At 74.5% G+C, this 24610-nt stretch carries 19 protein-coding genes and 2 pseudogenes; 8 read left to right on the top strand and 13 right to left on the bottom strand.

What is annotated here, in order from left to right; all coding sequences use genetic code 11:
• Positions 1 to 40: 40 nt before the first annotated feature.
• Complete coding sequence (locus AB0A94_RS07355) at positions 41 to 280, bottom strand: heavy-metal-associated domain-containing protein (RefSeq protein ID WP_217127703.1); 240 nt, start codon at positions 278 to 280, stop codon at positions 41 to 43.
• Positions 281 to 559: 279 nt separating this feature from the next.
• Here AB0A94_RS07355 and AB0A94_RS07350 point away from each other — a divergent pair, with 279 nt between their 5' ends.
• Positions 560 to 1603 (top strand): zinc-dependent alcohol dehydrogenase family protein, encoded by a 1044-nt coding sequence (locus tag AB0A94_RS07350; RefSeq protein WP_361740167.1) that lies wholly within the window; start codon positions 560 to 562, stop codon positions 1601 to 1603.
• Between the two features lie 31 nt (positions 1604 to 1634).
• Here the strand turns inward: AB0A94_RS07350 and AB0A94_RS07345 are convergent, their stop codons facing one another.
• Entirely contained in the window at positions 1635 to 1844 is a 210-nt protein-coding gene (locus AB0A94_RS07345; RefSeq protein WP_361740164.1) for a MerR family transcriptional regulator, read from the bottom strand.
• A gap of 382 nt (positions 1845 to 2226) precedes the next feature.
• Here AB0A94_RS07345 and AB0A94_RS07340 point away from each other — a divergent pair.
• Positions 2227 to 2397 (top strand): annotated as a pseudogene (locus AB0A94_RS07340) (5-dehydro-2-deoxygluconokinase); the annotation flags it as partial.
• A gap of 373 nt (positions 2398 to 2770) precedes the next feature.
• The gene (mmsA, locus tag AB0A94_RS07335) at positions 2771 to 4273 is read left to right on the top strand and encodes a CoA-acylating methylmalonate-semialdehyde dehydrogenase (RefSeq protein WP_361740161.1); all 1503 of its coding nucleotides are present in this window, start codon (positions 2771 to 2773) and stop codon (positions 4271 to 4273) included.
• 130 nt (positions 4274 to 4403) lie between these two features.
• On the opposite strand, the pseudogene AB0A94_RS07330 reads toward mmsA, so the two are convergent.
• Together AB0A94_RS07330 and AB0A94_RS07325 are read right to left on the bottom strand one after the other, a co-directional pair.
• Positions 4404 to 4511: pseudogene (locus AB0A94_RS07330) on the bottom strand (IS5/IS1182 family transposase); the annotation flags it as partial.
• A gap of 4 nt (positions 4512 to 4515) precedes the next feature.
• Positions 4516 to 4896 (bottom strand): AQJ64_40280 family protein, encoded by a 381-nt coding sequence (locus AB0A94_RS07325; protein WP_361740158.1) that lies wholly within the window; start codon positions 4894 to 4896, stop codon positions 4516 to 4518.
• 530 nt (positions 4897 to 5426) lie between these two features.
• Between AB0A94_RS07325 and AB0A94_RS07320 the strand changes: the two genes are divergently transcribed.
• From AB0A94_RS07320 to AB0A94_RS07305, 4 genes are all read left to right on the top strand, one after another.
• Positions 5427 to 6827 (top strand): APC family permease, encoded by a 1401-nt coding sequence (locus AB0A94_RS07320; protein ID WP_361740155.1) that lies wholly within the window; start codon positions 5427 to 5429, stop codon positions 6825 to 6827.
• 117 nt (positions 6828 to 6944) lie between these two features.
• A complete protein-coding gene (locus AB0A94_RS07315) occupies positions 6945 to 9599 on the top strand; it encodes an alpha/beta fold hydrolase (RefSeq protein WP_361740152.1) in 2655 nt (884 codons plus the stop codon).
• Positions 9596 to 10510 (top strand): ABC transporter permease, encoded by a 915-nt coding sequence (locus AB0A94_RS07310; protein ID WP_361740149.1) that lies wholly within the window; start codon positions 9596 to 9598, stop codon positions 10508 to 10510. The genes AB0A94_RS07315 and AB0A94_RS07310 overlap by 4 nt, the downstream gene beginning before the upstream one ends.
• Positions 10511 to 10660: 150 nt before the next feature.
• Positions 10661 to 11665 carry a chaplin gene (locus AB0A94_RS07305; protein WP_361740146.1) on the top strand — a complete coding sequence of 335 codons (1005 nt, stop codon included), beginning with the start codon at positions 10661 to 10663 and terminating at the stop codon, positions 11663 to 11665.
• 203 nt (positions 11666 to 11868) lie between these two features.
• Here the strand turns inward: AB0A94_RS07305 and AB0A94_RS07300 are convergent, their stop codons facing one another.
• Positions 11869 to 13134 carry an NAD(P)-binding domain-containing protein gene (locus tag AB0A94_RS07300; protein WP_361740609.1) on the bottom strand — a complete coding sequence of 422 codons (1266 nt, stop codon included), beginning with the start codon at positions 13132 to 13134 and terminating at the stop codon, positions 11869 to 11871.
• A gap of 2 nt (positions 13135 to 13136) precedes the next feature.
• Positions 13137 to 14387, bottom strand: coding sequence for an ATP-grasp domain-containing protein (locus tag AB0A94_RS07295; RefSeq protein WP_361740143.1), 1251 nt, complete (start codon positions 14385 to 14387; stop codon positions 13137 to 13139).
• A 170-nt stretch (positions 14388 to 14557) separates the two neighbouring features.
• On the opposite strand from AB0A94_RS07295, the gene AB0A94_RS07290 reads away from it, so the two are divergent.
• Positions 14558 to 15976, top strand: coding sequence for a glycosyl hydrolase (locus tag AB0A94_RS07290; protein ID WP_361740140.1), 1419 nt, complete (start codon positions 14558 to 14560; stop codon positions 15974 to 15976).
• 16 nt (positions 15977 to 15992) lie between these two features.
• On the opposite strand, the gene AB0A94_RS07285 is transcribed toward AB0A94_RS07290, so the two are convergent.
• The 7 genes from AB0A94_RS07285 to AB0A94_RS07255 are packed head-to-tail and all read right to left on the bottom strand — an operon-like array spanning position 15993 to position 24475.
• The gene (locus AB0A94_RS07285) at positions 15993 to 16643 is read right to left on the bottom strand and encodes a lipopolysaccharide biosynthesis protein (protein WP_361740137.1); all 651 of its coding nucleotides are present in this window, start codon (positions 16641 to 16643) and stop codon (positions 15993 to 15995) included.
• Positions 16644 to 16677: 34 nt separating this feature from the next.
• On the bottom strand, positions 16678 to 17814 hold the full coding sequence (locus AB0A94_RS07280; RefSeq protein WP_361740134.1) for a glycosyltransferase: 1137 nt from the start codon (positions 17812 to 17814) through the stop codon (positions 16678 to 16680).
• Entirely contained in the window at positions 17814 to 18578 is a 765-nt protein-coding gene (locus AB0A94_RS07275) for a polysaccharide deacetylase family protein (protein ID WP_361740131.1), read from the bottom strand. Before AB0A94_RS07275 ends, AB0A94_RS07280 begins: the two co-directional genes overlap by 1 nt.
• Positions 18562 to 20505: a lipid II flippase MurJ gene (locus AB0A94_RS07270; protein ID WP_361740128.1), complete on the bottom strand. Its 1944-nt coding sequence runs from the start codon at positions 20503 to 20505 to the stop codon at positions 18562 to 18564. The genes AB0A94_RS07275 and AB0A94_RS07270 overlap by 17 nt, the downstream gene beginning before the upstream one ends.
• Positions 20502 to 21845: an O-antigen ligase family protein gene (locus AB0A94_RS07265; protein ID WP_361740125.1), complete on the bottom strand. Its 1344-nt coding sequence runs from the start codon at positions 21843 to 21845 to the stop codon at positions 20502 to 20504. The genes AB0A94_RS07270 and AB0A94_RS07265 overlap by 4 nt, the downstream gene beginning before the upstream one ends.
• 6 nt (positions 21846 to 21851) lie before the next feature.
• Entirely contained in the window at positions 21852 to 23276 is a 1425-nt protein-coding gene (locus AB0A94_RS07260) for an exopolysaccharide biosynthesis polyprenyl glycosylphosphotransferase (protein ID WP_361740122.1), read from the bottom strand.
• On the bottom strand, positions 23273 to 24475 hold the full coding sequence (locus AB0A94_RS07255; protein WP_361740606.1) for a glycosyltransferase: 1203 nt from the start codon (positions 24473 to 24475) through the stop codon (positions 23273 to 23275). Before AB0A94_RS07255 ends, AB0A94_RS07260 begins: the two co-directional genes overlap by 4 nt.
• Positions 24476 to 24610 lie beyond the last annotated feature (135 nt).

The raw sequence follows: 24610 nt of genomic DNA, 5'->3' as shown, positions 1-24610 counted from the left end.
CTGCGGCCCGGTTCACGCCGTGCGGAAGCTGGGCTCCGGGTCAGGCCTGGCCGGCCAGCTCGAAGCCGGCCTCGTCGACGGCGGCGCGGACGGCCTCCTCGTCGAGCGGGGCGGCGGAGACGACGGTCACCTCGCCGGAGGAGGCGACCGCCTGTACCGAGCTGACGCCGGCGATCTGGGAGATCTCGCCGGAGACGGCGCCCTCGCAGTGTCCGCAGCTCATCCCGCTCACCTTGTAGACGGTGGTGACGGAGCCCTGGGTGTCGGTCTGGGAGGTCATGTCGTTACTCCTCGTCGAGGCGTATGGGGGCGGTGTGGCCTTGGCCATGACTTCAGACTATACCCCTAGGGGGTATGAATCCAAGTCTGACGGCCGGGGCGGCGCCCGGCGGACCGAGGGCACCCGCGACGGATACCCGCGACGGACCGGGGACGCCCGCGATGGACCGAGGGCGCCCGCGACGGACACCCGCGACGGACCGGGGACGCCCGCGACAAGACGGGAGCCGGGGGATAGCGTTCCGCCGGAAGAGGCGATCTCCGAAGGGCGGGACCGGTCATGCGGGCGGTGGTGTTCGAGCGGTACGGGGAACCGGCCGAGGTGCGGGAGGTCGCGGACCCGGAGCCGGCGGAGCACGGGGTGGTGGTCCGTGTCGAGGCCACCGGCCTGTGCCGCAGCGACTGGCACGGCTGGCAGGGCCACGACCCGGACATCGCCCTGCCGCACGTCCCCGGCCACGAACTCGCCGGAACGGTCGAGGCCGTCGGCGCCCGGGTCGCCGGCTGGCGCGCCGGGGACCGGGTCACCGTCCCCTTCGTCTGCGCCTGCGGAACCTGCCCCGCCTGCGCGGCAGGCGACCAGCAGGTGTGCGAACGCCAGACCCAGCCCGGCTTCACCCACTGGGGCTCCTTCGCCCAGTACGTGGCGCTGGACCACGCCGACGTCAACCTCGTCGCCGTCCCCGACGGGATGTCCTTCGCGACGGCCGCCTCGCTCGGCTGCCGCTTCGCCACGGCCTACCGCGCGGTGGTGCAGCGGGGCCGGGTGGCGGCGGGGGAGTGGGTGGCCGTGCACGGCTGCGGCGGGGTGGGCCTGTCGGCGGTGATGATCGCCGCGGCGGCCGGCGCGCGCGTCGTCGCCGTCGACGTGTCCCCGGGGGCCCTCGACCTGGCACGGCGGTTCGGCGCGGCGGAGTGCGTGGACGCGGCGGCCGTACCGGACCCCGCCCGGGCGGTCCGCGACCTCACCGGCGGCGGCGCCCACCTCTCCCTGGACGCCCTCGGCGCACCCGCCACCTGCGCCGCCTCGGTCGACGGCCTGCGCCGCCGGGGCCGCCACGTCCAGGTCGGCCTGCTGCCCTCACCGACGGGCACCACGCCCGTCCCCATGGCCCAGGCCATCGCCCTCGAACTCGAACTCCTCGGCAGCCACGGCATGGCCGCGCACGCCTATCCCCCGATGCTGGAACTGGTCCGGGCCGGCGTGCTCCGCCCCGATCTGCTGGTGACCTCCACCATCGCCCTGGACGCCGCCCCGGCCGCCCTCGCGGCCATGGACGGGGCGGCGGGGGCGGGCGTGACCGTCATCGAGCCCTGGAGCTGACCGGGACCCCGCCCGGAAGGGCGGCGGGAGGTCAGCCGCCCCCGCGGCCCCGGTTGCCCGGGCGGGAGGCGACCCACGCCCGGATGGTGTCGGCGTACCAGTAGGGCTTGCCCGCCTCCACGTGGTCGGGCGGGGGCAGCAGCCCGTGCTTGCGGTAGGAGCGGACGGTGTCCGGCTGCACCTTGATGTGGGCCGCGATGTCCCTGTAGGACCACAGCGATCGGTCGGTCGTGTCGGTCATGGTGGTACCTCCCCGCGCGCACCGCGGCGACGGCCGGGGGCGGCCGTCAGGGGGAGCCGGGCGTGCGCTGGTGATCAGACATGCGTTGTGCCCGGTGAACGAGGCCCGCCGACGGCGGGGCAGGGGTTGTGCGCCGGGTGTGACGGAAGGCACGCGCACGTGTGACGCCCGTGACCGCACGGGAGTGTTTGTGACAGGGATGCCACACAGGCGCGCGCCGGTCCGTCGGCGGGGCGCGTTGACTTCCCCCGCGGACACGGGTCCGGGTGAACCCTCGACAAAGTCTCGTCCGAATGTCCGGACAAAACATTGACAGGGCTTCACGCCCGGGGCTAGAACCGGGGAGGACCACACGGACGTGGAGCCGTACGAAGGGGACGCGATGGCGTACGACGTGATCACCACGGGGCGGATCGGGGTGGACCTCCACCCGCTCCGGACGGACGTACCGCTGCCCCGGGGCACGTCCTTCGGCGGCGAGCTCCCCGGCGGCTCGGCGACCGGCGTCGCGGTCGCCGCCGCCCGCCCGGAGCGCTCCTCCGCGCTGCCCACCCCCGACGGGATCGACGCGGCGCTCGCCGCGGGAGCCGTCACATGACCGGCCCGTACGTCCCCCGGGGCGCCCCCACCGGCACCCCGGCACCGATCGCCTCCGGCGCGGGAGACCGCATCGCTTTGGCAGGAGCGAAGAGCGGGCGACGACTCCCCGCCCGCCGCGGCCCCGCGCCGGAGGTCCCGCCGAAGTGTCATGTGTCCACTCGGGGACCCGAACGGCCGACACTGTGTCGGGCCCGCCCGAGGCTTCGCGGCTGGTGGGATGTATCCGTGGCCGAAGCCGCGGCGCGTCCGCCCGCGGCCGGGCCGCACGAGCTGTACGAACGGCACGTCTCCACCCGTCGCCGCCATCTGTGAAGGAGTTCTCGGTCATGACGAAGATCGTCAACCACTGGATCGGCGGCAAGACCGCCGAAGGCGCCTCGGGTACCTACGGCCCGGTGACGGACCCGGCGACCGGCGAGGTCACCACGAAGGTCGCGTTCGCGTCCGTCGAGGAGGTCGACGCCGCGGTCGCCGCCGCCAAGGAGGCGTACCTGAGCTGGGGCCAGAGCTCCCTGGCCACCCGCACCACCATCCTCTTCAGGTTCCGCGCGCTGCTCGACGCCCACCGCGACGAGATCGCCGAACTGATCACCGCCGAGCACGGCAAGGTGCACTCCGACGCCCTCGGCGAGGTGGCGCGCGGCCTGGAGATCGTCGACCTGGCCTGCGGGATCAGCGTGCAGCTGAAGGGCGAGCTGTCCACCCAGGTCGCCAGCCGCGTCGACGTGTCGTCCATCCGCCAGCCGCTGGGCGTCGTCGCCGGCATCACGCCGTTCAACTTCCCGGCGATGGTGCCGATGTGGATGTTCCCCCTCGCCATCGCCTGCGGCAACACCTTCGTCCTGAAGCCGTCCGAGAAGGACCCGTCGGCCTCGATCCGCCTCGCCGAACTCCTCTCGGAGGCCGGCCTCCCCGACGGCGTGTTCAACGTCGTCCACGGCGACAAGCTGGCCGTCGACCGCCTCCTCGCCCACCCCGACGTCAAGGCGGTCTCCTTCGTCGGCTCCACCCCGATCGCCCGCTACATCCACACCACCGCCTCGGCGAACGGCAAGCGCGTCCAGGCCCTCGGCGGCGCCAAGAACCACATGCTGGTCCTCCCCGACGCCGACCTCGACGCGGCGGCCGACGCGGCCGTCTCCGCGGCCTACGGCTCGGCGGGCGAGCGCTGCATGGCGATCTCCGCGGTCGTCGCCGTCGGCGCGATCGGCGACACGCTGGTGGAGAAGATCCGCGAGCGCGCCGAGAAGATCAAGATCGGCCCCGGCAACGACCCCGCCTCCGAGATGGGCCCGCTGATCACCAAGGTCCACCGCGACAAGGTGGCGTCGTACGTCACCAACGCGGCGAGCGAGGGCGCCGAGGTCGTCCTGGACGGCACCGGCTACACCGTCGACGGCCACGAGAACGGCCACTGGATCGGCATCTCCCTCCTCGACAAGGTGCCGACCACGGCGAAGGCGTACCAGGACGAGATCTTCGGCCCCGTCCTGTGCGTCCTGCGCACGGAGACCTACGAAGAGGCCCTCGACCTCATCAACTCCTCCCCCTTCGGCAACGGCACCGCGATCTTCACCCGCGACGGCGGCGCCGCCCGCCGCTTCCAGCTCGAGGTCGAGGCCGGCATGGTCGGCGTGAACGTCCCGATCCCGGTCCCCGTCGGCTACCACTCCTTCGGCGGCTGGAAGGACTCCCTCTTCGGCGACCACCACATCTACGGCAACGACGGCACGCACTTCTACACCCGCGGCAAGGTCGTCACCACCCGCTGGCCCGACCCGGCGGACGCCCCCACCGGCGTCGACCTGGGCTTCCCCCGCAACCACTGAGGCGCCCGAACCCTCACCCCACCCGGCCGGGACCGTGCCCACCACCACGATCCCGGCCGACCGCCCGCAACCGCTCCGGGGAGACGGCCCACTCCCGGCCCCCGCCGACGGGCCGCAGAACGACCGCGAGCCTGCGGGCGACCATGGGTTTGACGCCGCGGTTCCACAGCAGGCGGCGGTACCTGTCGCAGTCGTGGCCCCGGCGAGCGTGACGGCGAGCGGGGGCGCGTGGTGGCCGGTGGTCAGGTGGCGGGAGGAGCGCTCCACGCGTTCCGGAGCGCCGGCTGCACGTCTTCCCCGAGCACGAGGTGTGTCGTCCTGCCCGGCAGGGTGGGGAGTTCGGCCCAGTGGGTCACGGTGTTGTCGTCGGCGAGACCGTAGGGCAGATGGACGTATCCGTCGGAGTCGACGAAGCAGTCCCTGTGTTCCGTCCCGTCCTCACTGAAGTGCCGATTCGTGAAGTACATCGGCCTCACCAGCCAGAATTCCTCCCCCAGCGCCGTCTCGGAATCAGCGCCGTCGGCTGGATACCGGCCCGTGACCGCCACCGCCACCGGTGCGCCGCTCCACGGCAGCCTCTCGCGTGCGTCGACCCAGGTCACCTGGGTGTTCAGATGCGTCATCCCCATCCTCGGTCAAGCGTTCGAGTCCCGTTTTCCGCCCATGTGCCCGCGCGTCGGAAAGGGCGTCGTACCGACTTCGGTCTTCGGTAGGTAGGACCGCCCGGTGCTCGCGCGGGTTGCGCGAGCCGGAACGAACTCGTCCGCCACCGCGGACCCACCACACGGGCCGATCTCTCCGTGGACGGCGCGCCCGCCCGCGTCGACCTGGGGTTCCCGTGCCACCACCGAGCGTCACCGGCCGCCCCCGGGGGTCGTCCGTCATGCGGGCGGCCCCATTTTTTTGCGGGCTCCCCCTGCGGTTACCGCAGGGACGCAAAGCCGCTTCATCAGCGCCCTGTTGTGTTCAGATGGTCATTGGCGAGGCTCGAAGGCGACGGATTCCGTAGGTGAAGACCCATTGACGTCACGGTTTCCGTCGGATTCCATTCTGCGAAACCGGGAGCGGACACACGACGTACGACCTGATCCGCCGGAGGCGATAGCGCTCCCGGCCCTCACTTCTTGTCGCACGAGTCGATCGGAACCGCCGCATGACCGACACGCTCCGCCCCGCCGAGACCGCCGTCGCCCCGGCGGCCCCGGACGACCCCCGGAAGCTCAAGCGCTCCATCGGGGTCGTCGGCGGCACGCTCCTCACCCTCTCGTGCGTGACACCCGCCTCGACGCTGTTCGTGGTCGTCCCCGACCTGTTCGGCTCCCTGGGCACCGCCACCGCCCTCACCATCGCCATCGGCTCGCTGCTCTGCGTCGCCGTGGCGTTCTGCTACTCGGAACTGGGCACCCTCGTCCCCAGCGCGGGCGGCGAGTACGCGATGGTCTCCACGCTCGCCGGACGGCTGGCGGGCTGGCTGGTCTTCGTGCTGTCCCTGCTGGTGGTGATGATCGTCCCGCCGGTGATCGCGATGGGCACGGCCGACTACCTCGAACCGGTCGTGCGCCTCGACCCGTCCCTGGCGGGCGCCGCCGTCATGCTGCTCGCCACCCTCGCCGGCCTGCTGGACCTGCGCGCCAACGCCTGGATCACCGGCGTCTTCCTGGTCCTGGAGGTCATCGCGGCGGCCGTGGTGGCGGTGCTGGGCTTCGCCCACAGCGAGCGCGGCCTCGGCAGCCTCGCCTCCATGGAGGTCGCCGGCGCCGACGGCCGCCCGGACGGCGTGACCGCCCTGCTGGTCGTCTCCGGCCTCGCCATCGCCCTGTTCATCACCCAGGGCTTCGCCTCGGCCGTCTACCTCTCCGAGGAACTGGAGAACCCGCGCCGCAACGTCGCCCGCACGGTGCTGGCCACCCTCGGCATCTCCGCCGTCATCATCCTGGTCCCGGTCGTCGCCATCACCCTCGGCGCCTCCGACCTCGCCGAGCTGACCGGCGGCGACATCTCCGCCATGGTCACCGCCTGGTCCAACTCCGCCGTCGGCGCCTTCGTCAGCCTCTGCGTGGCGCTCGCGATCGTCAACGCCGGCATCGTCATGGTCATCCAGAACTCGCGCGTCCTGTTCGCCTCCGCCCGCGACAAGGCCTGGCCCGAGCCGGTGAACGCCGCCTTCTCCCGGCTCGGCCGCTTCGGCTCCCCCTGGGTCGCCACCCTCGCGGTCGGCGTCCCCGGCGCGGCCCTGTGCTTCGTGAACCTGGACACCCTGTACGGGGTCACGGGCGTCTCCGTCACCGGCATGTACCTGCTCGTCGCCGTCGCCGCCCTGCTCTCCCGCCGCGGCGCCCACCGCCACGCCCGCGCCTGGCGCATGCCGCTGTGGCCCGCCGTACCGGCCCTCCTGATCGTGGTCCTGGGCTACGTCCTCACCCGGCAGGAGCCGGGCCACCTCCTGTGGACCGGCGGCATCATGGCGGCGGCCACCTCCTACTGGGTCCTCTACCTCCGCCCCCGTGCCACCACCCGCTGGCTGGTGACCCTGCCGGAGGACGCCCGGTCCTGAACCGCCGACGTACCGCGGACGCGGTAGGCGGCAGTGTCGCCGTACGCCCCCGGGAGGTGCCCGGGTTCGGTCTCCGGTCGACATCTCCCCGACAGGTTCGCCCCGTACGGTTGACGCATGGATCTTCGACTGCCCGGATCGCGGTGGCTGCGGTCACGGCGGCCGCGACGGGTCACCGCCGCCGCGGCCGCCGTCGTCGTGCTCGCCGGTGCCGGTACGTGGACCGCCGTCGCCTCCGACGACGCGCCCGCGGTCCGCCGCGCCGACCGGGTCATGAGCACGGACGACGGGGTGCGCATCGACACCTCGTACTTCACCGCGGGACCCGACGGCCGCCGCCCCGCCGTCCTGCTCGGGCACGGCTTCGGCGGCAGCAAGGACGACGTGCGGGAGCAGGCCGAGGACCTCGCGCGCGACGGGTACGCGGTCCTCACCTGGTCCGCGCGCGGCTTCGGCGGGTCGACCGGGAGGATCGGGCTGAACGACCCCGACGGCGAGGTCGCCGACGTCTCCCGGCTGATCGACTGGCTGGCGGACCGGCCCGAGGTCGAGCTCGACGAGGACGGCGACCCGCGGGTCGGGATGGCGGGCGGTTCGTACGGGGGTGCCATCGCGCTGCTCGGCGCCGGGTACGACGACCGGGTCGACGCCATCGCCCCGGCGATCACCTACTTCGACCTCGCCGACGCGCTCTTCCCGAACGGCGTCTTCAAGAAGCTGTGGGCCGGCGTCTTCGTCAACTCCGGCGGCGGATGCGAGAAGTTCGAGCCCGCGCTGTGCGCGATGTACGAACGGGTCGCCGAGTCCGGCGTCCCGGACGCCGAGGCGCGCGAGCTGCTCGAGGAGCGGTCACCGTCCGCGGTCGCCGACCGCATCGACGTGCCCACGCTGCTGGTGCAGGGGCAGACCGACTCCCTTTTCCCGCTCGGCCAGGCCGACGCCGCCGCGAAGGCGATCCGCGCCAACGGCGCCCCGGTCGACGTCGACTGGATCGCGGGCGGCCACGACGGCGGCGACCTGGAGAACGGCCGGGTGCAGGACCGTGTCCGGGCGTGGTTCGACCGGTACCTCAAGGACGACAAGGGCGCCGACACCGGCCCCGCCTTCCGCGTCACCCGCACCGGAGGCGTGGACTCCACCGACGGCCGGGCCGTGCTGAACGGCGCGAGCGCCGACACCTACCCGGGCCTGGTGAACGGCGGCCGCTCCTTCCCCCTCACCGGACGCGAGCAGAGCTTCGCCAACCCGGCCGGAGCCAACCCGCCCGCGATCTCCTCCCTGCCCGGCCTCGGCGGCTCCGGCGGCCTGGCCCAGCTGTCCTCGCTCGGCGTCGGCGTCTCCCTGGACTTCCCCGGCCAGTACGCCCGCTTCGAGTCCGCCCCGGTCGGCGACGACCTGCGGATCACCGGGTCGCCCACCGTCACCGTGCACGTCGAGTCGACCGGCGACGACGCCGTCCTGTTCGGCAAGGTGTACGACGTCGGCCCGGACGGACGGCAGCAGGTGCTGCCCTCGCAGCTCGTCACCCCGGTCCGCGTCGAGGGCGCCGGGTCCGGCAAGGACGTGACGCTCACCCTGCCCGCCGTCGACCACGAGGTGCAGAAGGGCCACCGCCTGCGTCTGGTCCTGTCCTCCACCGACCTCGGCTACGCTTCCCCGGCCGCCCCGGCGACGTACACCGTCTCCCTGAAGAGCGGCCTCACGGTGCCCACCGCCCCCGGTGTGACCACCGCCGCGGCCCCGCTGCCCGCATGGGTGGTGTGGCTGCCGGTCGCCGGCGCCCTGATCGCGCTCGCCCTGCTGCTCACCGGCCGCCGCCGCACCACCGCCCCGGCGCCCGACCCGGAACTGGCCGACGTGCCGCTCCAGATCACCGGCCTGAGCAAGCGGTACACCCGTTCCTCGGACCGGTACGCCGTGCGGGACCTGTCCTTCCGGGTGGAGAAGGGGCAGGTGCTCGGCCTGCTCGGGCCGAACGGCGCGGGCAAGACGACCACCCTGCGCATGCTGATGGGGCTCATCAAGCCCGACGGCGGCGAGATCCGCGTCTTCGGCCACGCCATCCGCCCCGGCGCCCCCGTGCTGTCGAGGGTCGGCGCCTTCGTCGAGGGCGCGGGCTTCCTGCCGCACCTGTCAGGGCGGGAGAACCTGGAGCTGTACTGGCAGGCCACAGGACGCCCGCCCGAGGACGCCCACCTGGAGGAGGCCCTGGAGATCGCGGGGCTCGGCGACGCGCTCGCCCGCGCGGTGCGCACCTACTCCCAGGGCATGCGCCAGCGCCTCGCCATCGCCCAGGCCATGCTCGGCCTTCCGGACCTGCTCATCCTCGACGAACCGACCAACGGACTCGACCCGCCGCAGATCCGCGAGATGCGCGAGGTGATGATCCGGTACGCGGCCGCCGGGCGCACGGTGATCGTCTCCAGCCATCTGCTGTCGGAGGTCGAGCAGTCCTGCACCCACCTCGTGGTGATGGACCGCGGGCAGCTCGTCCAGGCCGGCCCGGTGCACGAGATCGTCGGCTCCGGCGACACCCTGCTCGTCGGCACCGTCGCACCCGTGGACGAGCCGGTCGCCGAGAAGATCGCCGCGCTGCCGGGCGTCGCCTCCGCCGTCCGCACCGACGAGGGGCTGCTGGTCCGGCTGGACGCCGACGGCACCGCCCCGCGCCTGGTCGCCGAACTGGTCCGGCTGGAGGTGCCCGTGGCGTCGGTGGGCCCGCACCGCCGCCTCGAGGACGCCTTCCTCACCCTGATCGGAGGTTCCGCATGAGCACGCTCACCGAGCGGGCCGAGCCCGTCGAGCCCACCGGGCCCACCGGGCGCGCCGAGCCCGTGGAGGTCGCCGCCGGCTACCGTGCGGGCCGCACCCTGCCGCTGCGGGTGGAGCTGGTCCGCCAGCTCAAGCGCCGCCGCACCCTCGTGATGGGCGCGATCCTGGCCGCCCTGCCGTTCGTGCTGGTGGTCGCCTTCGCGATCGGCGGCACGCCGGACGGCGGCCCGGACGGCAACCGCGTCAACCTGATGGACACGGCCACCGCCTCCGGCGCCAACTTCGCCGCCGTGAACCTGTTCGTGTCCGCGGGCTTCCTGCTGGTCATCCCCGTCGCCCTGTTCTGCGGGGACACGGTCGCCTCGGAGGCCGGCTGGTCCTCCCTGCGCTATCTGCTCGCCGCGCCGGTGCCCCGGATGCGGCTGCTGTGGTCCAAGCTGATCGTCGGACTGGGGATGAGCCTGGCCGCGATGGTGCTGCTGCCGGTGGTGGCGCTCGCCGTCGGCACGGCCGCCTACGGCTGGGGTCCGCTGCAGATCCCCACCGGCGGCGCGCTCGACCCGGGTACGGCGGCGCAGCGGCTCGTGGTGGTAGTGGCGTACATCTTCGTGTCGCAGCTGGTCACCGCCGGGCTCGCGTTCTGGCTGTCGACCCGCACCGACGCCCCGCTGGGCGCGGTCGGCGGAGCGGTCGGCCTGACCATCGTCGGCAATGTCCTGGACGCCGTCACCGCCCTCGGCGACTGGCGTCACTTCCTGCCCGCGCACTGGCAGTTCGCCTGGGCGGACGCCGTCCAGCCGACCCCGGAGTGGTCCGGGATGATCCAGGGCGCGTCGGTGTCCGTGACGTACGCGCTGGTGCTGTTCGCGCTGGCGTTCCGCGGTTTCGTCCGCAAGGACGTGGTGTCCTGATCCCCGGACCGCGCGCCCGCCGACGCGGTCCAACCGGGTGAACCTGCGCAACCGATTCCGCCGAGTCGGGTTGATGAGGGAGTAGGCCATGCGGCAGCGGAGGGCCAGAACGCGTGGCCGCTCCCACTCTCAAGCAGGAAGACAACCACATTGCGACAGACCCTGAGCAGGGGAGTGTTCGTGGCGGCCGCCGCCGCCACGGGCATTCTGTCCCTGTACGGAACCCCCGCCCTCGCCGACTCGTACGCGGTGGGCGCTGCCGAGGACTCGCCCGGTGTGCTGTCCGGGAACAACGTGCAGGCACCGGTGCACGGGCCGGTGAACAAGTGCGGCAACTCCGTCAACGTGGGCGGAGCCTTCAACGAGGCGGCCGACAACACCTGCGTCAACGGTTCCAGCGCGTCCGGGGACGGCAAGCACGGTGACTCCGCCGGTGGCGCGTACGCGGTGGGCGGCACCAAGGGCTCGCCCGGTGTGCTGTCCGGGAACAACGTGCAGGCACCGGTCCAGGGGCCGGTGAACGTGTGCGGCAACTCCGTCGACGTGGTCGGAGCCGGCAACTGGACGGCCGACAACACCTGCGTCAACGGCTCCCACGGTCACGCGGAGGAGTCCACCGACAGCAAGAACGGGGACAGCACGAACGGGGAGAGCGCGTACGGCGACTCCTCGTACGGCGACCCCGGCGGCGCGTACGCGGTGGGCGGTGCCGAGTGGTCGCCCGGTGTGCTGTCCGGGAACAACGTCCAGACGTCGGTCGACGCGCCGGTGAACGTGTGCGGCAACTCCGTCGACGTCTACGGCCTGTTCAACAGCGCCTACGGGAACGACTGCGTCAACGACGGCGGTTACGGCGAGGACGAGCCCGGCAAGGAGGACGAGCCCGGCAAGGAGGACGAGCCCGGCAAGGGGGACGAGCCCGGCAAGGAGGACGAGCCCGGCAAGGAGACGCCGCCTCCGCCCACCAAGGTGAAGACGCCTCCCACGCGCGAGGCGGAGAAGCCCCCGGCCGAGGAGGAGCAGGTGCCCGGCAACCCGCCGCACCTGGCGGTGACCGGCACCGACGGCATGATCGCCGCCTCGGCCGCCGGTGCCGTCCTGATCACCGGCGGCGCGATGCTCTACCGCCGCAGCCGCCTGGCCTCCCGGAGCTAGCCCGGTCTTCGGCGTCCGGCGTCGAACGGTGCCTCGGGACGGAGAAGCCGGCCCCCGCCGCACGGGCCGAGGACCGAGCCGGGGGCGTCGGCTGCCGGGCCGCCCCCCACCGGCAGCCGCACTCGTACGGCGACGCGTCCCCCGGACCGGGATCGGTCCGGGGGACGCCACCGTCCGCACCGTCCGGCGGCGGCCGGCGACGGTCAGCCGCGCACCGGCGACGGCGCCCCGCTGCGACTGCCGGCCTCCGGGACGGAAACCGCGCCGCGCACCGGGGCCGCCCTCAGCCGCCGGCGCACTCCCTGGACCAGGGTCGACGCCGTGAACGTCGCGCCGTACACGAAGCGCATCGCCGGGCCGAAGCCGGACGCGGTCACCAGGCCCGCCAGGAACAGCCCGGGGTGCGACGACTCGAAGCTGCGGCCGAGCACCGGGGAACCGTCGGGCAGCGCCGCCAGTGACCCGCGCAGCTCGGCGGAGAGCAGGGAGAGCCGGTCGCGGTGCGCCTTGAACCCCGTGGCGGCGATGACGTGCTCGGTCTCCAGGGAACGCCGGGAGCCGTCACGGCCGGCCAGGTCCAGGCGCAGCCCGCCCGGCACCGCGGCGGCCGCGGTGACCTCCTGGCCCGGCAGCAGGTCCACCGCCCGCTCCACCCGGTCCCGCACCCACCACGCGCCCGCGGGGCCCAGCGCCGTGGCCGCGATCCGCGACCGGGACGCCTGCGGCAGCCGCCGGAACAGACCGGGACGCTCGGCGTAGAACCAGTTCCGCCAGCCGGGCCCGAGACCGCTGTGCGGTGAGCGGACCGACCGCCACCACGGACGCTCCCAGGGCGGCGGCACGTCGTTCCACCGCAGCCGCTCCGCCCGCGCCAGCACCCGTACCCGCGTGCCCTGTTCCGCGAGGAGCGCCGCCGTCTCCAGGGCCGCCTGGCCGCCGCCGATCACTGTGACGTCCTTGCCCTGGAAGTGGCCCAGGTCGCTGTGGTGGCTGCTGTGCGTCACCAGCGTCGGGTGCAGCCCGCGCAGGGCCGACGGCACCTCGATGAACGGCATCACCCCGATCGCCAGCGCCACCGTCCGCGCGTGCAGCGCCTGCCCGTCCTCGGTGACCGCCGTGAAACCGCCGGGACCGGACGACACCCGGGTGATCGTCCGCTCGTCCACCTCCGGCACGGCGTTCCGGGCGAACCACAGGCCGTACGACGCGAACGCCTCCACCGGGATCGGGTGCGCGTGACGCGCCGTCAGGCCCTGCTCGGCGCAGTACGCGTCCAGCTGCCAGCGCCCGCCCGGATCGGACAGGTTGGACGCCCACGGCTCCGACTTCAGGAACATGCCGCCGGGCATGTGGTCCCGCCAGGACGCCATGGGCCGGCCGAACACGCGCAGGTTCAGCCCGGCGGCCGCGGCGTGGGACGCGATCGACAGACCGTACGGACCGGCGCCCACCACCAGGAGGTCGTACATCATCAGCTGCTCGCTTTCTCGTTGTCGGTCAGGGAGGACGTGGCCGCCCGGGGGGCCGGGCGGGGCACCGGGGAAGCCGCCGGGACCAGCCGCTGTCGCAGCCGGCCGGACACATGGCGGGCCCACAGGGCCCACATCGCCCATCCGGGGGCGCGGTCGTCCCTGGCGTACCAGGCCAGTTCGCGTCCGCCGGGCGCCGTGCGCAGCGCGGCGAACGGCGCGTAGTTCTCCACCACGAACGACCGCCCGGCCACCGGATCCCCGGCCGGCAGCGGCCGTCCGGTCAGATCCAGGTGCAGGGCGCGTACGACGTCCAGTCCCGCGCTGTCCGCGAAGAGCCGGAACTGGGCGCCGGGGCGCGGGTTGAAGTCGAGGAGGTGGTAGCGGCCGGTCGTGCCGCAGCGGCGGAAGTCGAGGTCGAAGACGCCGCGGTAGCCGAGTGCGCCGGTGAGCCGTTCGGCGAGCTCCCGGACCTCGGGGTTGGGCGTCCAGTGGCCCACCGCGGTCAGCCCCGCGCCGCGCGGCCAGGACAGCTGCTTGCGGCCCGGCCCGCCGGCGCGCACGGTGCCCGCGCGGTCGGCGTAGCCGTGGAAGAACCAGTCCCGGTCCTCGCCCGGCGGCAGGTACTCCTGGAGCAGCAGCGGGCTGCCCGCCTCCGCGGTGCGCGCGCACAGCTCCCCGGCCTGCCGGGCGGAGTGCACCAGCTGGGTGCTGCGCAGTCCGCCGCCGGCCGGCAGCAGCCAGGGCCGGCTCCACTTCGCGACCAGCGGCAGTCCGAGCCGGTGGGCGTCGGCGGTGGCCCGCCGCGGGCTGTCCGGGACGAGCGTGAGCGGGTGCGGAACGTCCGCGGCGGCGCACACGGCGGCCAGTTCCGCCTTGTCGGCGACGCGTTCGGGCAGCGTGGCCGGCATCTCGGGCAGCAGGTAGGAGGGCGCGAGGTCGTCCCGCAGCCGGCCCGCGGCGATCGCGGTCGCGTCGTCCAGCGGGATCAGCACGGCCGGGCGTCCCACCCGGCCGGCCACCCGGCGCAGCACGGCGAGGACCTGCTGCGCGGACGCGCCCGGGGGCGGCGGGACGTGCATGTCGCGGACATAACGCGAGTGACGGACGGGACTTCCTGTGGAATCGGCGACGACATGCACCTCCGCTCCCGCCCTGCCGAGCGACCGCACGGCCCCCAGCGTTCCGTGGTGAAAGGGATTCCGGTCGGTCCGCAGCAGTACGGCGGGGACACGGTTGTCGAGCAGCGACACGAATACTCACTTTCTTCTGGTACCGGCTCACCCGAACGGGGGAGCCCGGCACTCGAAAGCCGCAGTGACATTGGCACCTTCGTATTTCTTGTGCCTGAATTCATATGACTGTCCGTCAAAAACAGTGATGTCGGGCAGAAGGCGGATGTGAGTGAGAAGAGGAGCAGCCAATGGCCCCACAGCACAGGCGGGTCCGGGCCCGCGGAATGGCCGTGGGCGCGGCGGCGGTCGTCGTGTCCGCCGCCCTGGCGGCAGGACCCGCGGCGGGGGCGGTGCGAACCGACGACCCCCGTCCGGCGGTGCCGGCCCCGGACGGGCCCGTGGCCACTCCCACGGCCCCCGCGGACCCGCAGGTCCCCACGGGTCCGCAGGTCCCCACGGGTCCGCAGGTCCCCGCGGACCCGCAGGCTTCCACCGCCCCTCAGGTCCCCGCAGTCCCTCAGGTCCCCGCGGACCCTCAGACCCCCGCGATCCCGGACGTCGGCTTCCCGCCGGTCCCCGCCGTCCCGGACGTCGGCCTCCCGTCGGTTCTCGCCCCGGTCCTGCCGGTGCCGCGCCCTCAGGTTCCGGCCTTCGGCGCCTTCCTCGCCTCCGACGCGCGCGGAGTGGCCCGCATGAAGCACCTCAGCCGCTGGCTGGGCGGTGCCGAGCTGCGCGTCGGCCACACCTACCTGCCCGGCAACCACTGGAGCGACATCGAGGGGGACATCGGCTTCCTCAAGTCGTGGGCGCGCTGGCGCAACGCCGACGACGACCGGATGCTCGTCCTCAACGTCCCCATGCAGGAGCGCAACGAGGAGGGGGTTCCCGACGACGAGGTCCGGCAGTTGCTGCGGCGGGGCGCGGCGGGGGAGTTCGACCACCACTTCCGTGCCCTCGCCGAGCGGCTGGTCGAGCTGAAGGTGCCGGACACGGTGCTGGTGCTCGGCTGGGAGATGAACGGCGTCACCTACACCCACCGCTGCGGTCCCGACCCGGAATCCTGGAAGAAGTACTGGAACCGGATCGTGAGAACCATGCGCGCGGTGCCGGGCCAGGAATTCCGCTTCGACTTCGCACCGAGCCGCGGCCGGGACGCCGTTCCCTGGCCGGAGTGCTACCCCGGGGACGACACGGTCGACATCGTCGGCATGGATTCCTACGACCAGCCCGCCGGGCACTCCTTCGACGAACAGGTGGAGGAACCGTACGGACTCCAGGCGCACGTGGATTTCGCGAGGGCCCACGGAAAACCCCTCTCCTATCCCGAATGGGGGCTTTTCCGCAACGGCGACAATCCCGAGTACATGCGGCGCATGCTCGCGTGGATCGACCGGCACAAGCCGCTCTACAACACGCTGACCGACTACTGCCCGCACGGCGTGTGGCAGTGCGACGACAACCCGGACTCGTCCCGCGTCTACAGGTCCGTGCTCCACGGACGCACGCACGAGGGGGAGCCGGACACCCCGGCACCCACTCCCGTACCGACCGTGCCCGGCACGCCGCTGCCGGAGAACTGCTCGCCGCTGGACCTGGGCCGGTGGGTGGAGTACTGGCTCGGCGGGAGACTCTGCCTCCGCTTCGACTGGTGGTCGCGCACCCGCTAGCGCGACCCCGGCCGCGTCACCGCTGCACATCGGCGGCGGTGGACGGGCCGGGCACCGAGGCGGCGGGGGCGGAGTCGTCGCTCCGGCCGGACCGCCCCGGCCGGGCGAGCAGCACCAGGCCGCCCAGCAGGCCGCCCGCGCTCGCCCCCACCAGCGCGGTCACCCCCGACGGCGCGGACGAGGGCTTGCCCGGCTTCACCGCGCGCGAGAACTGCACGAGCCGGACCTGGGTGCTGCCCTTGGTGTTCTCGGCGTGCCGGGTCAGCGCGCGCGAGACCGCGTTGGCCATGTCGACGGCCAGTTCGGGCTGCTCGGAGGTGGCCGTGACGGCGACCATCGGCGCGTCCGGCGACGTCGCCGTGCGCACGCTGTCCCGCAGCGTCCGCACCGGCACCCCGGCCCACACCTGCGCGTCGCCGAGCACCGCGACCTGGGTGGCGACCCGGCCGTACGCCTGCGCGAAGCCGCTGGCCGCGTCCGGGCCGGCCTTGCCGGTCGGTACGGCGACGACGTAACTGGTGGCCGTGTACGCCCGGGGCGTCAGCAGGCCGTACGCGCCGCCGAGCAGACCGCCGAGGAGCGTGCCCGCCACCAGTGCGGACCAGGCGGGCAGCTTTCTGACACGGTCCAGGGACGAACGGAGCCGACGGGTCGGGGTGTCGGTCATGACGGGCTTGCTCCCTCGAAGGTGCGGTGGGGGCTCACGGTGCGGCGGACGGCGACGAGCCGGTGACGGCCGCCGTGTACACGTCCATGAGGCGGGCTGTGCTGCGGGTGATGCTGTAGTGGTGCGCGGCCCGGCCGGCCGTGCGCGGTCCGGGGCCCGCCGTACGGACCTCGGCGATCGCGCGGGCGTACGCCCCGGGGCCGCCGCGCACCTGCCGGGCGTCGGCGCAGGCCTCGGGGGGCAGGTCCTCGATCGCCGGGCAGGAGGCGTAGAGCACGGGCAGGCCGGACGCCAGCGCCTCCACGGCGGCCAGACCGAAGGCCTCCTCCGCGGACGGGGAGGCGAACAGGTCCATCGCCGCCGTCAGCGAGGGCAGGTCGGGGCCGGGGGTGCCGTCGGGGACGACGGGACGCTCGCCGGTGAACAGGACCCGCCCCGCCACCCCGGCCTCGTGCGCGGTGCGGCGCAGCACGTGTTCCTCGGGGCCGCCGCCCACCAGCAGCAGCCAGTGGTCCTCCGGCAGCAGGGTGAGAGCGCGGACGAGGACGTCGAACCGCTTGCCCCGGGTGAGCCGGCCGACGCCGCCGACGACGAACGCGCCCCGAGGCAGGCCCAGGCGCCGGCGGGTGTGCTCCCGCCGCTCCGGGTCGAAGCGGAAACGGTCCAGGTCGATGCCGTTGGGGACGACCTCGATGCGGGGGGCGGGCACGCCCCAGCGCTTCAGCCGGTCGGCCACCGTCGGGGAGACGGCGACCGTCGCCGACCCGAGCCGCTCGCTCGCCAGGTACAGCGCGCGCACCCCGGCCGTCAGCCTGCGGCCCTCCATCTGGGTGTCGCCCAGGGAGTGCTCGGTCGCCACGACCGCGCGCACCCCGGCGACCCGGGCGGCGATCCTGCCGTAGACACAGGCCCGGTACAGATGCGTGTGCACCAGGTCGTAGCCGCCGGCCCGGATCACCCGGACCAGACGGGGGAGCGCGGCCAGGTCGCGGTTGCCGCCCATGCCCAGGTGCACGACGCGCACGCCGTCGGCGCCGAGCCCGTCGGCGACCGCGCCGGGATTGGTGAGCGTCACCACGTCGCACTCGACCGGCAGATGACGCAGCAGCAGCCGCAACTGCTGCTCGGCACCGCCGACACCGAGACCGGTGATGATGTGCAGCGCCCTCATCACACGCCCTCCACCGGACGCCGGCGCAGCCGGTGCAGCCGGAGCTTGAGGCGCAGGCGCAACGCCGTGTCGTTCTGCCCGACGTGCGCGCGCGGCAGGGCGTGCGGGCCGGTCAGCGGGCCGGGGTCGATGGCGCAGGCGTAGGTGTAGCCCGCTTTCCGCACGGCCTCGACGGCGCGCGCGTCGACCGTGCCGTACGGGTAGCAGAACCCGTCGACCGGGGCGCCGGTCAACTCGGCGAGCAGGGCGCGGCTCTCGGCGACCTCGGCGGTGAGCGTGGCGTCGTCCGCGCGGGTCAGGTCGACGTGGGTGAGGCCGTGCGAGCCGATCTCCACGCCCTCGTCGGCGGCGCGCCGGATGCCGTCCGCGGTCAGCAGCGGTTTGCGCGGGCCGAGCGGGTCCCAGGCGTTGTCGCCGCCGAGCCGGCCCGGCAGGACGAAGAGGGTGGCGCCGCAGCGGAAGCGGCGCAGCAGCGGCAGGGCGCCGGTGAGGAAGTCGGTGTAGCCGTCGTCGAAGGTGAGGCCGACCAGGCCCCGGCCCTCGCCCCGGGCGCGCGCGGCGAGGAGGTCGGCGACGGACACGCCGCGCAGCCCCCGCCGGCACAGCCAGGCCAGCTGCCGCCCGAGCCGCTCGGGGGTGACGGTGATGCGGTACGGATCGTCCGAGCAGTCACCCACCGAGTGGTACATCGCCACCCAGGGGACGGGGCCCGGACGGGGCGCGGAGGGAGTGCCGGCGGCGACGGAATCAACGGGAGCGGCCATGTGTGAGCCTTCGGGTGACGGTGCGTACGGAGCGCAGTGCGGATGCGGATGCGGATACGGAGCGCCGGGCGACCGGCACGGACAGGGCGAGCGGCACGAAGACGGCGGCCACGGCCGGACAGCCGGCCGCGAGGGCGGCCACCGGGGACTCGAAGCGGCTCGCGGCGAACGCCCCGGCGGCGACGGCGAGGACCGAGGCGAGCACGGGCCGGCTCAGTCGGCCCAGGACCTCGCGGACGCCGACCGTGACGCCGGCCGTGTCGCCGGGGCGGGGTGCGCGCAGGCCGGTCAGCAGCAGTACGGCCGTGGCGGTGATGCCGAGGGCGTTGGCGGCGGCGATCCCCGCCACCCCCCAGCGGCCCACGGTCGCGGCGCCGACCAGGGACGTGACGGCGATGCCGGCCGCCATCACGCCGAGGGGGTACCAGCTGGGGCGGCCCGCCGAGAAGTAGCAGCGGACGAGGGCGCCCACGAGGGTCTGGCCGAGCAGACCGAGGGCGTAGACGCGCATGACGTTCGCCGTGGCGGTGGTGTCGGCGGCGGTGAACGCGCCGCGCTGGAAGAGCAGTTCGATCATCTGCGGGGCGCAGGCGATCACCGCGCACATGCCGGCCAGCACCACACAGGACGCCAGCACCAGGTCCCGTTCCACCCGGGCGCGGGCCCGGCGGGTGTCGCCTTCGGCGAGCGCCCGCGCCACCACGGGGAAGGTGACGGTGCACACCATCAGCGACAGCGTCATCGGGATCTGGGCGACCTTCTGCGCGTAGTTGAGGTGCGAGATGGACCCGGCGGGCAGGGAGGACGCCAGGAACCGTTCGACGAGGACCTGCGACTGGCGGCACAGCGCGAACAGCAGCACGGCGGCGATCAGGGCGAGGCGCACCGGCCGCTCCCCGTCCGCCGGCCCGGTCGCGGCGGGCGCGGGTGCGGGCGAGGCCAGCCGGCGCCACAGGGACGGCAGTTGCACCGCCACCATCAGACAGCCGCCCACCGCGACCCCGGCGGCCGCCGCGCGCACCCCCCACGCGCCGCCGAACAGGAACATCGTTGCCACGATGCCGGTGTTGTACGCGACGTAGATTGCCGCCGGTGCGAAGAAACGGCGGTGCGCCCGCAGGGCGGCGCTGCAGTACCCGGCGAGCCCGAAGGCCAGCAGGCTGAGCGCGGTGAGCCGGGTGCAGTCGACGGCGAGGCGGGGATCGGACAGACCGGGCGCCAGGACGCGGACCAGGTACGGGGCCCCGGCGGCGACCAGCGCCGTCACCGCGGCGAAGGCGAGGCACAGCCGGGGCAGGGTGGCCCTGACCAGCTCGCGCACCGGGTCGCCGGGCGCGCCCCGGGCCCGGCGCGCCAGCGCCACGCTGAACGCCGGGATCAGTGCGATCGCCAGCCCGTCCTCGATCAGCAGCGTCGCGGCGATCTCCGGCACGGTCCACGCGACCAGGAAGGCGTCCGTGTCGCTCCCGGCACCGAACAACCGCGCCAGCGACTGGTCCCGCACCAGCCCGAGCACCGACCCGGCGATAGACAGCACCGCCGTCCCCAGCGCGGCCCGGGCGAGGAACCTCCGGGACACCGCGCCCGACTCACCACCGTCACCACCCGGCCCGACGGCACCCGCCGCGCCCTCGAGCCCGTCGGGCGCGGGGCCGCAGGACCCCGAGCCGCCGGGCACGGGATCACCGGCCGTCGTGCGGGTGCCGGCCGTCGTACGGATGCCGGCCGGGGGCCCGGTGGGCCCGGCTTCCGCGGGCCGGGGCCCGTCCGCCGCGGGGGCGTCCGCCGCGGGCCGGCCGGAGGCGGGGCCGCCGGTCTTGAGCCCGCCGGTCCGGGGCTCACCCGCTTCGGGACCGCCGGTCCTGAGCCCGCCGGGTTCGGATCCGGCGGGCTCGGAACCGGGAGTCCGTGAAGGCAGCATCGTCATCGGGTCGCGGCCTCCTCGATGCGGGCGGGCGCCCCGTCCTGCGGAGCGGCGTCCGCCCGGTCGTCGCGGGACAGCGCCCACCACGCCGTCAGGCCCAGCGCCATGCCGGTCAGGACGGTCGAGGGGCCGCCGATGTCGCCGTAGACGAAGTCGGTGAGCAGCCAGAGCAGGAGGCCGACGGCGACGAGCGCGCAGTCGAGGCCGGGGCCGCGGCGGCGGGCCCGCGGCAGGCGCCGCAGCGCGCACACCAGCAGCGCCAGCCAGCTCCCGGCGAGCGCCAGCAGCCCGATCAGGCCCTGCTCGCTCAGCACCAGCAGGTACATGCTGTGCGGCGACAGCAGCGCCTGCCGGTGGTACTCCTCGCCGGCGCCCGCGATGTCGCTGCCCGAGGACAGCGCCAGGGTGGCGTGCCCGTCGCGGTACTCGGGGAAGCCCTTCAGACCCACACCGGTCAGCGGGTGCTCGCGCCACATGCCGGTGGCCGCCGCCCACAGCGTGTACCGGTCGACGACGGACTGGTCGGGCGTGTCGGCGACCTCCGTGATGCTGTCGATCCGCTCCTGCAGCATCGCCGTACCGACCCCGAAGCCGCCCGTCAGGACGACGCCCGCCGCGACCACGGCCGCCGCCACCTTCACCGCGCGCCGCAGCCCCGCCAGCGCCAGCTGCACCGCGCACGCCAGCGCGGTCGCGATCCAGGCGCCCCGGCTGAAGGACAGCGCCAGCGGCAGCACCAGGACCAGGGCGCACCCGGCGGCGGCCGTCCGCTGCCACACCGGGGCCCGCCCCAGCGCGATCCCCGCCGCGCACACCACGCCCAGCGACACCGCCGTCGCCATGCCCATCACGTCCTGCGCCCCGAAGGTGCCGACCGCGCGGACGGTCTCACCCTGGTACGAGGCACCGGTCCCGGTGACGTACTGGTGCACCCCGACGGTCCCCTGCCACAGGGCGAGCCCCACGAACGACCAGGCCAGCGCCCGGAAGTCGGCCCGGCCGCGGAGCAGCACCAGGACGACGGCCGGGACGAGCACGAAGACCTGCAGATAGCGGCCCAGGCCGTCGAACGCCGCCTGGGGCGAGACCGCCCCCATGGCGGCGAGCGCCAGCCCCGCGACGGGCAGTCCCAGCACCACGGCCGCGCGGGGCGACAGCGGGCGCCGCCGTTCCCGCAGCAGCCGGATCACGCAGTACCCGGCCACCAGCGCGGACACCACGTCGGCGGGCCCCGCGCCGTCCCCCGCCGACGGCAGGCCCGCCAGGGCGACCACCGCCACCAGCGGCAGGACCGGCGCCAGGGCGGCAGCGGCTCGGCGCGGCGGGACGAGGACGTGGCTCACGTGGCGTCAGCTCCCCGTCGGACGGACCAGCGTGGCCGCGGTGCGCAGCAGGATGCAGATGTCCCGCCACAGCGACCAGTCGTCGATGTAGGCGTTGTCGAACCGGCACCGGTCCTCGATCGAGGTGTCGCCGCGCAGCCCGTGGATCTGCGCCAGGCCGGTGATACCGGTACGCATCCGGTGCCGGGCCGCGTAACCGGGATACGTCTGGCTGAACTGCGCGACGAAGTAGGGCCGTTCGGGTCGGGGTCCGACCAGGCTCATGTCGCCGCGGAGCACGTTCCACAGCTGGAGCAGCTCATCCAGCGAGGTGCGCCGCAGCATGCGGCAGAACCAGCGCATCTCGTGCTCGTTGGCCACGCTCCACCGGGTCGCCGACTCGTGTTCGTCGACCGGGCGGTGGGTGCGGAACTTCAGCAGCGTGAACGGCTCCCCGTTGCGGCCGATGCGCTCCTGCCGGAACACCACACCCGGCCCGTCGGCCAGCCGCAGCGTCACGGCGCACACCAGCAGCAGCGGGCCGGCCAGCAGCAGCAGCGTCCCCGAGACCAGGATGTCGAGCATCCGCTTGCCGAGGCCGCCGCCGCGCGGCGGGGCGAAGTCCAGCCGGCGGCAGGAGAACCCGGCCAGCCGCTCCCGCGCCGGGTACGGCGCCGGGTCGGCGTCGACCTCCCAGACCGCGCAGCCCGACTCGGCCAGCGCCCGCAGCAGCGGCCCCTGTTCGGTCCGTACCGAGGGATGGACGGCGAGCACCGCCCGCACCCCGTTCTGGATGACCGCCCGCTCGACCTCCTCGTCCGTGCGCAGCACCGGCACGCCCTCGGCGCCGTCCGGCTGTTCGGCGACGATCCCCACCGGCCGCACCCCGCAGCGCGGGTGGCGCAGCACGGCGGTGGCCACGCGCTGCGCGGTCCCGGCCGGCCCGACGACGAGCGCGGCGTGCGGGCGGCGCAGCAGCGCGGCCCGCCGCCGTCCGTGCACGGCCGCGCGCAGCGCACAGGCCGCCGCCGCCTGCACGGCCAGCCCGGTCAGCACGGTGCCGGCGGACAGCGCGTGCTCCGGCCGGTACGCGGCCCACAGCGCCGCGCCGGCCGTCCAGACCACCGCGACACGGCCGCACACGGCGGGCAGTTCCTCCAGCAGTCCCGGCACCAGCGGCCGGGTGTCACGCGGGCGCAGCAGCAGCGACACCGCGATCAGCAGGGCGACGAGCAGCGGATGGTGCCGGGCCCCGGGCAGCACCAGCGCGGCGGGCAGGACGGCGGCACCGTCCGCGACGAGCAGCGGCAGCGGTGAGGCCGTCCGGGGCGGCGGGGCGGGCAGGCGGGGGCCGGTGTCGGTGCCGCGCGGCGGCATGACGGAGACGGGCGAGGAGAATCCGTGGTCCCGCGGCGGCACGCCGGGGGAGGGCACGGTGTGTTCGGCAGTCACGAGTGGAGGCACTCCCTGTGCTCGGAGGGATCGACACGAGATGTCGTCCGGTCGGCCTCGGCGCCCCCGGCCGCCCGGCACGGGCGTGTCCTCGCCGTGGCGGGCCGGGTGCCGAGCAGGTCGTGGTAGACGTCGGCGACCGCCCGCGCGGTGTGCCGCACGTCGTGGAGGGACAGCACGTGCCGGCGGCCCCGGTCGCCCAGGGACGCGCGCAGCGCCGGGTCGAGCAGCAGCTCGCCGACCGCCCTCGCCAGGGCCCGGGGATCCTCCGGCGGCACCACGCACGGAGCGGCCAAGGAGGGCGGCAGGCTCTCGCGGGCGCCGTCGACGTCCGTGACGACCACGGGCCGCCCGCAGGCCATCGCCTCCAGCGGGGCCAGCGCCATGCCCTCCCAGCGGGACGGCAGGACGACGAGGTCGGCGGCCTGGTACCAGGGGGAGGCGTCCGCGACGGCCCCCGCGAACAGCACCGAGCCGGGGGCGGCCGTGCGCAGCCGGTCACGGTCCGGCCCGTCGCCGACCAGTACGAGACGGGCGTCGGGCACCTGGCGCAGCACGGCGTTCCAGGCCCGCAGCAGGACGTCCTGCCCCTTCTGCCGGCACAGCCGGCCCACGCACACGACGAGCGGCGCCCGCGCGCCCGGTCCGGCCAGCGGCGCGAGCCCGGCCCGTACGGGGCCGGCGGGCGCCGGGCGGAAACGGTCGGGGTCGATGCCGTTGGGCACGACGACCCAGCGGCCGGCGATCCCGGCGCGCACGCCGGTGGCGCGTTCCGCCTCGCTCACGCACACCACCCGCGCGGCCCAGCGGGCCGCCCACCGCTCCCAGCGCAGCGCGAGGGCCGCCGTGCTCCCGCCCACCGCCTCGAACGACCAGGCGTGCGGCTGGAACACCGTGGGGATGCGCCCGCGCACCACGAGCCGTCCGGCGAGCCCGGCCTTCGCGCTGTGCGCGTGCACCAGCTCGGGGCGCACCTCGTCGATCAGCCGGGCCAGCTGCCGCACCTCCCGTGCCAGCGAGGCGCCCGGCGAGCGCGTCGCCTCCCAGTGCCGTACGTGCGCGCCGAGCGACCGCAGCCGGTCGGAGAACGCGCCGGCGGGGCAGATCGCGGTGACGTCCAGGCCGTCCGCGAGCTGGGCTCGCACCAGGTCCGTCACGACACGCGCCACTCCGCCGTCCACCGGCTGGGTGAGGTGCAGGACCCGCGGCCGGCGGCCGCCGGCCGCGGGGTCGGCGGGGTGGGCGAGCTCCGCGGGATCTGCAGGGTCCGCGGGGGCTGGGGGGTTCGCGAGGTCCGCGGGGTCCGCGGGATTCCCGGGGTTCGCGGGGTTCAC

The organism is Streptomyces sp. NPDC044984, assembly GCF_040646935.1.
Lineage (GTDB): Bacteria > Actinomycetota > Actinomycetes > Streptomycetales > Streptomycetaceae > Streptomyces.
Note: the sequence above shows the minus strand (reverse complement) of the source record. Positions and strands in the feature narration are given on the sequence as shown.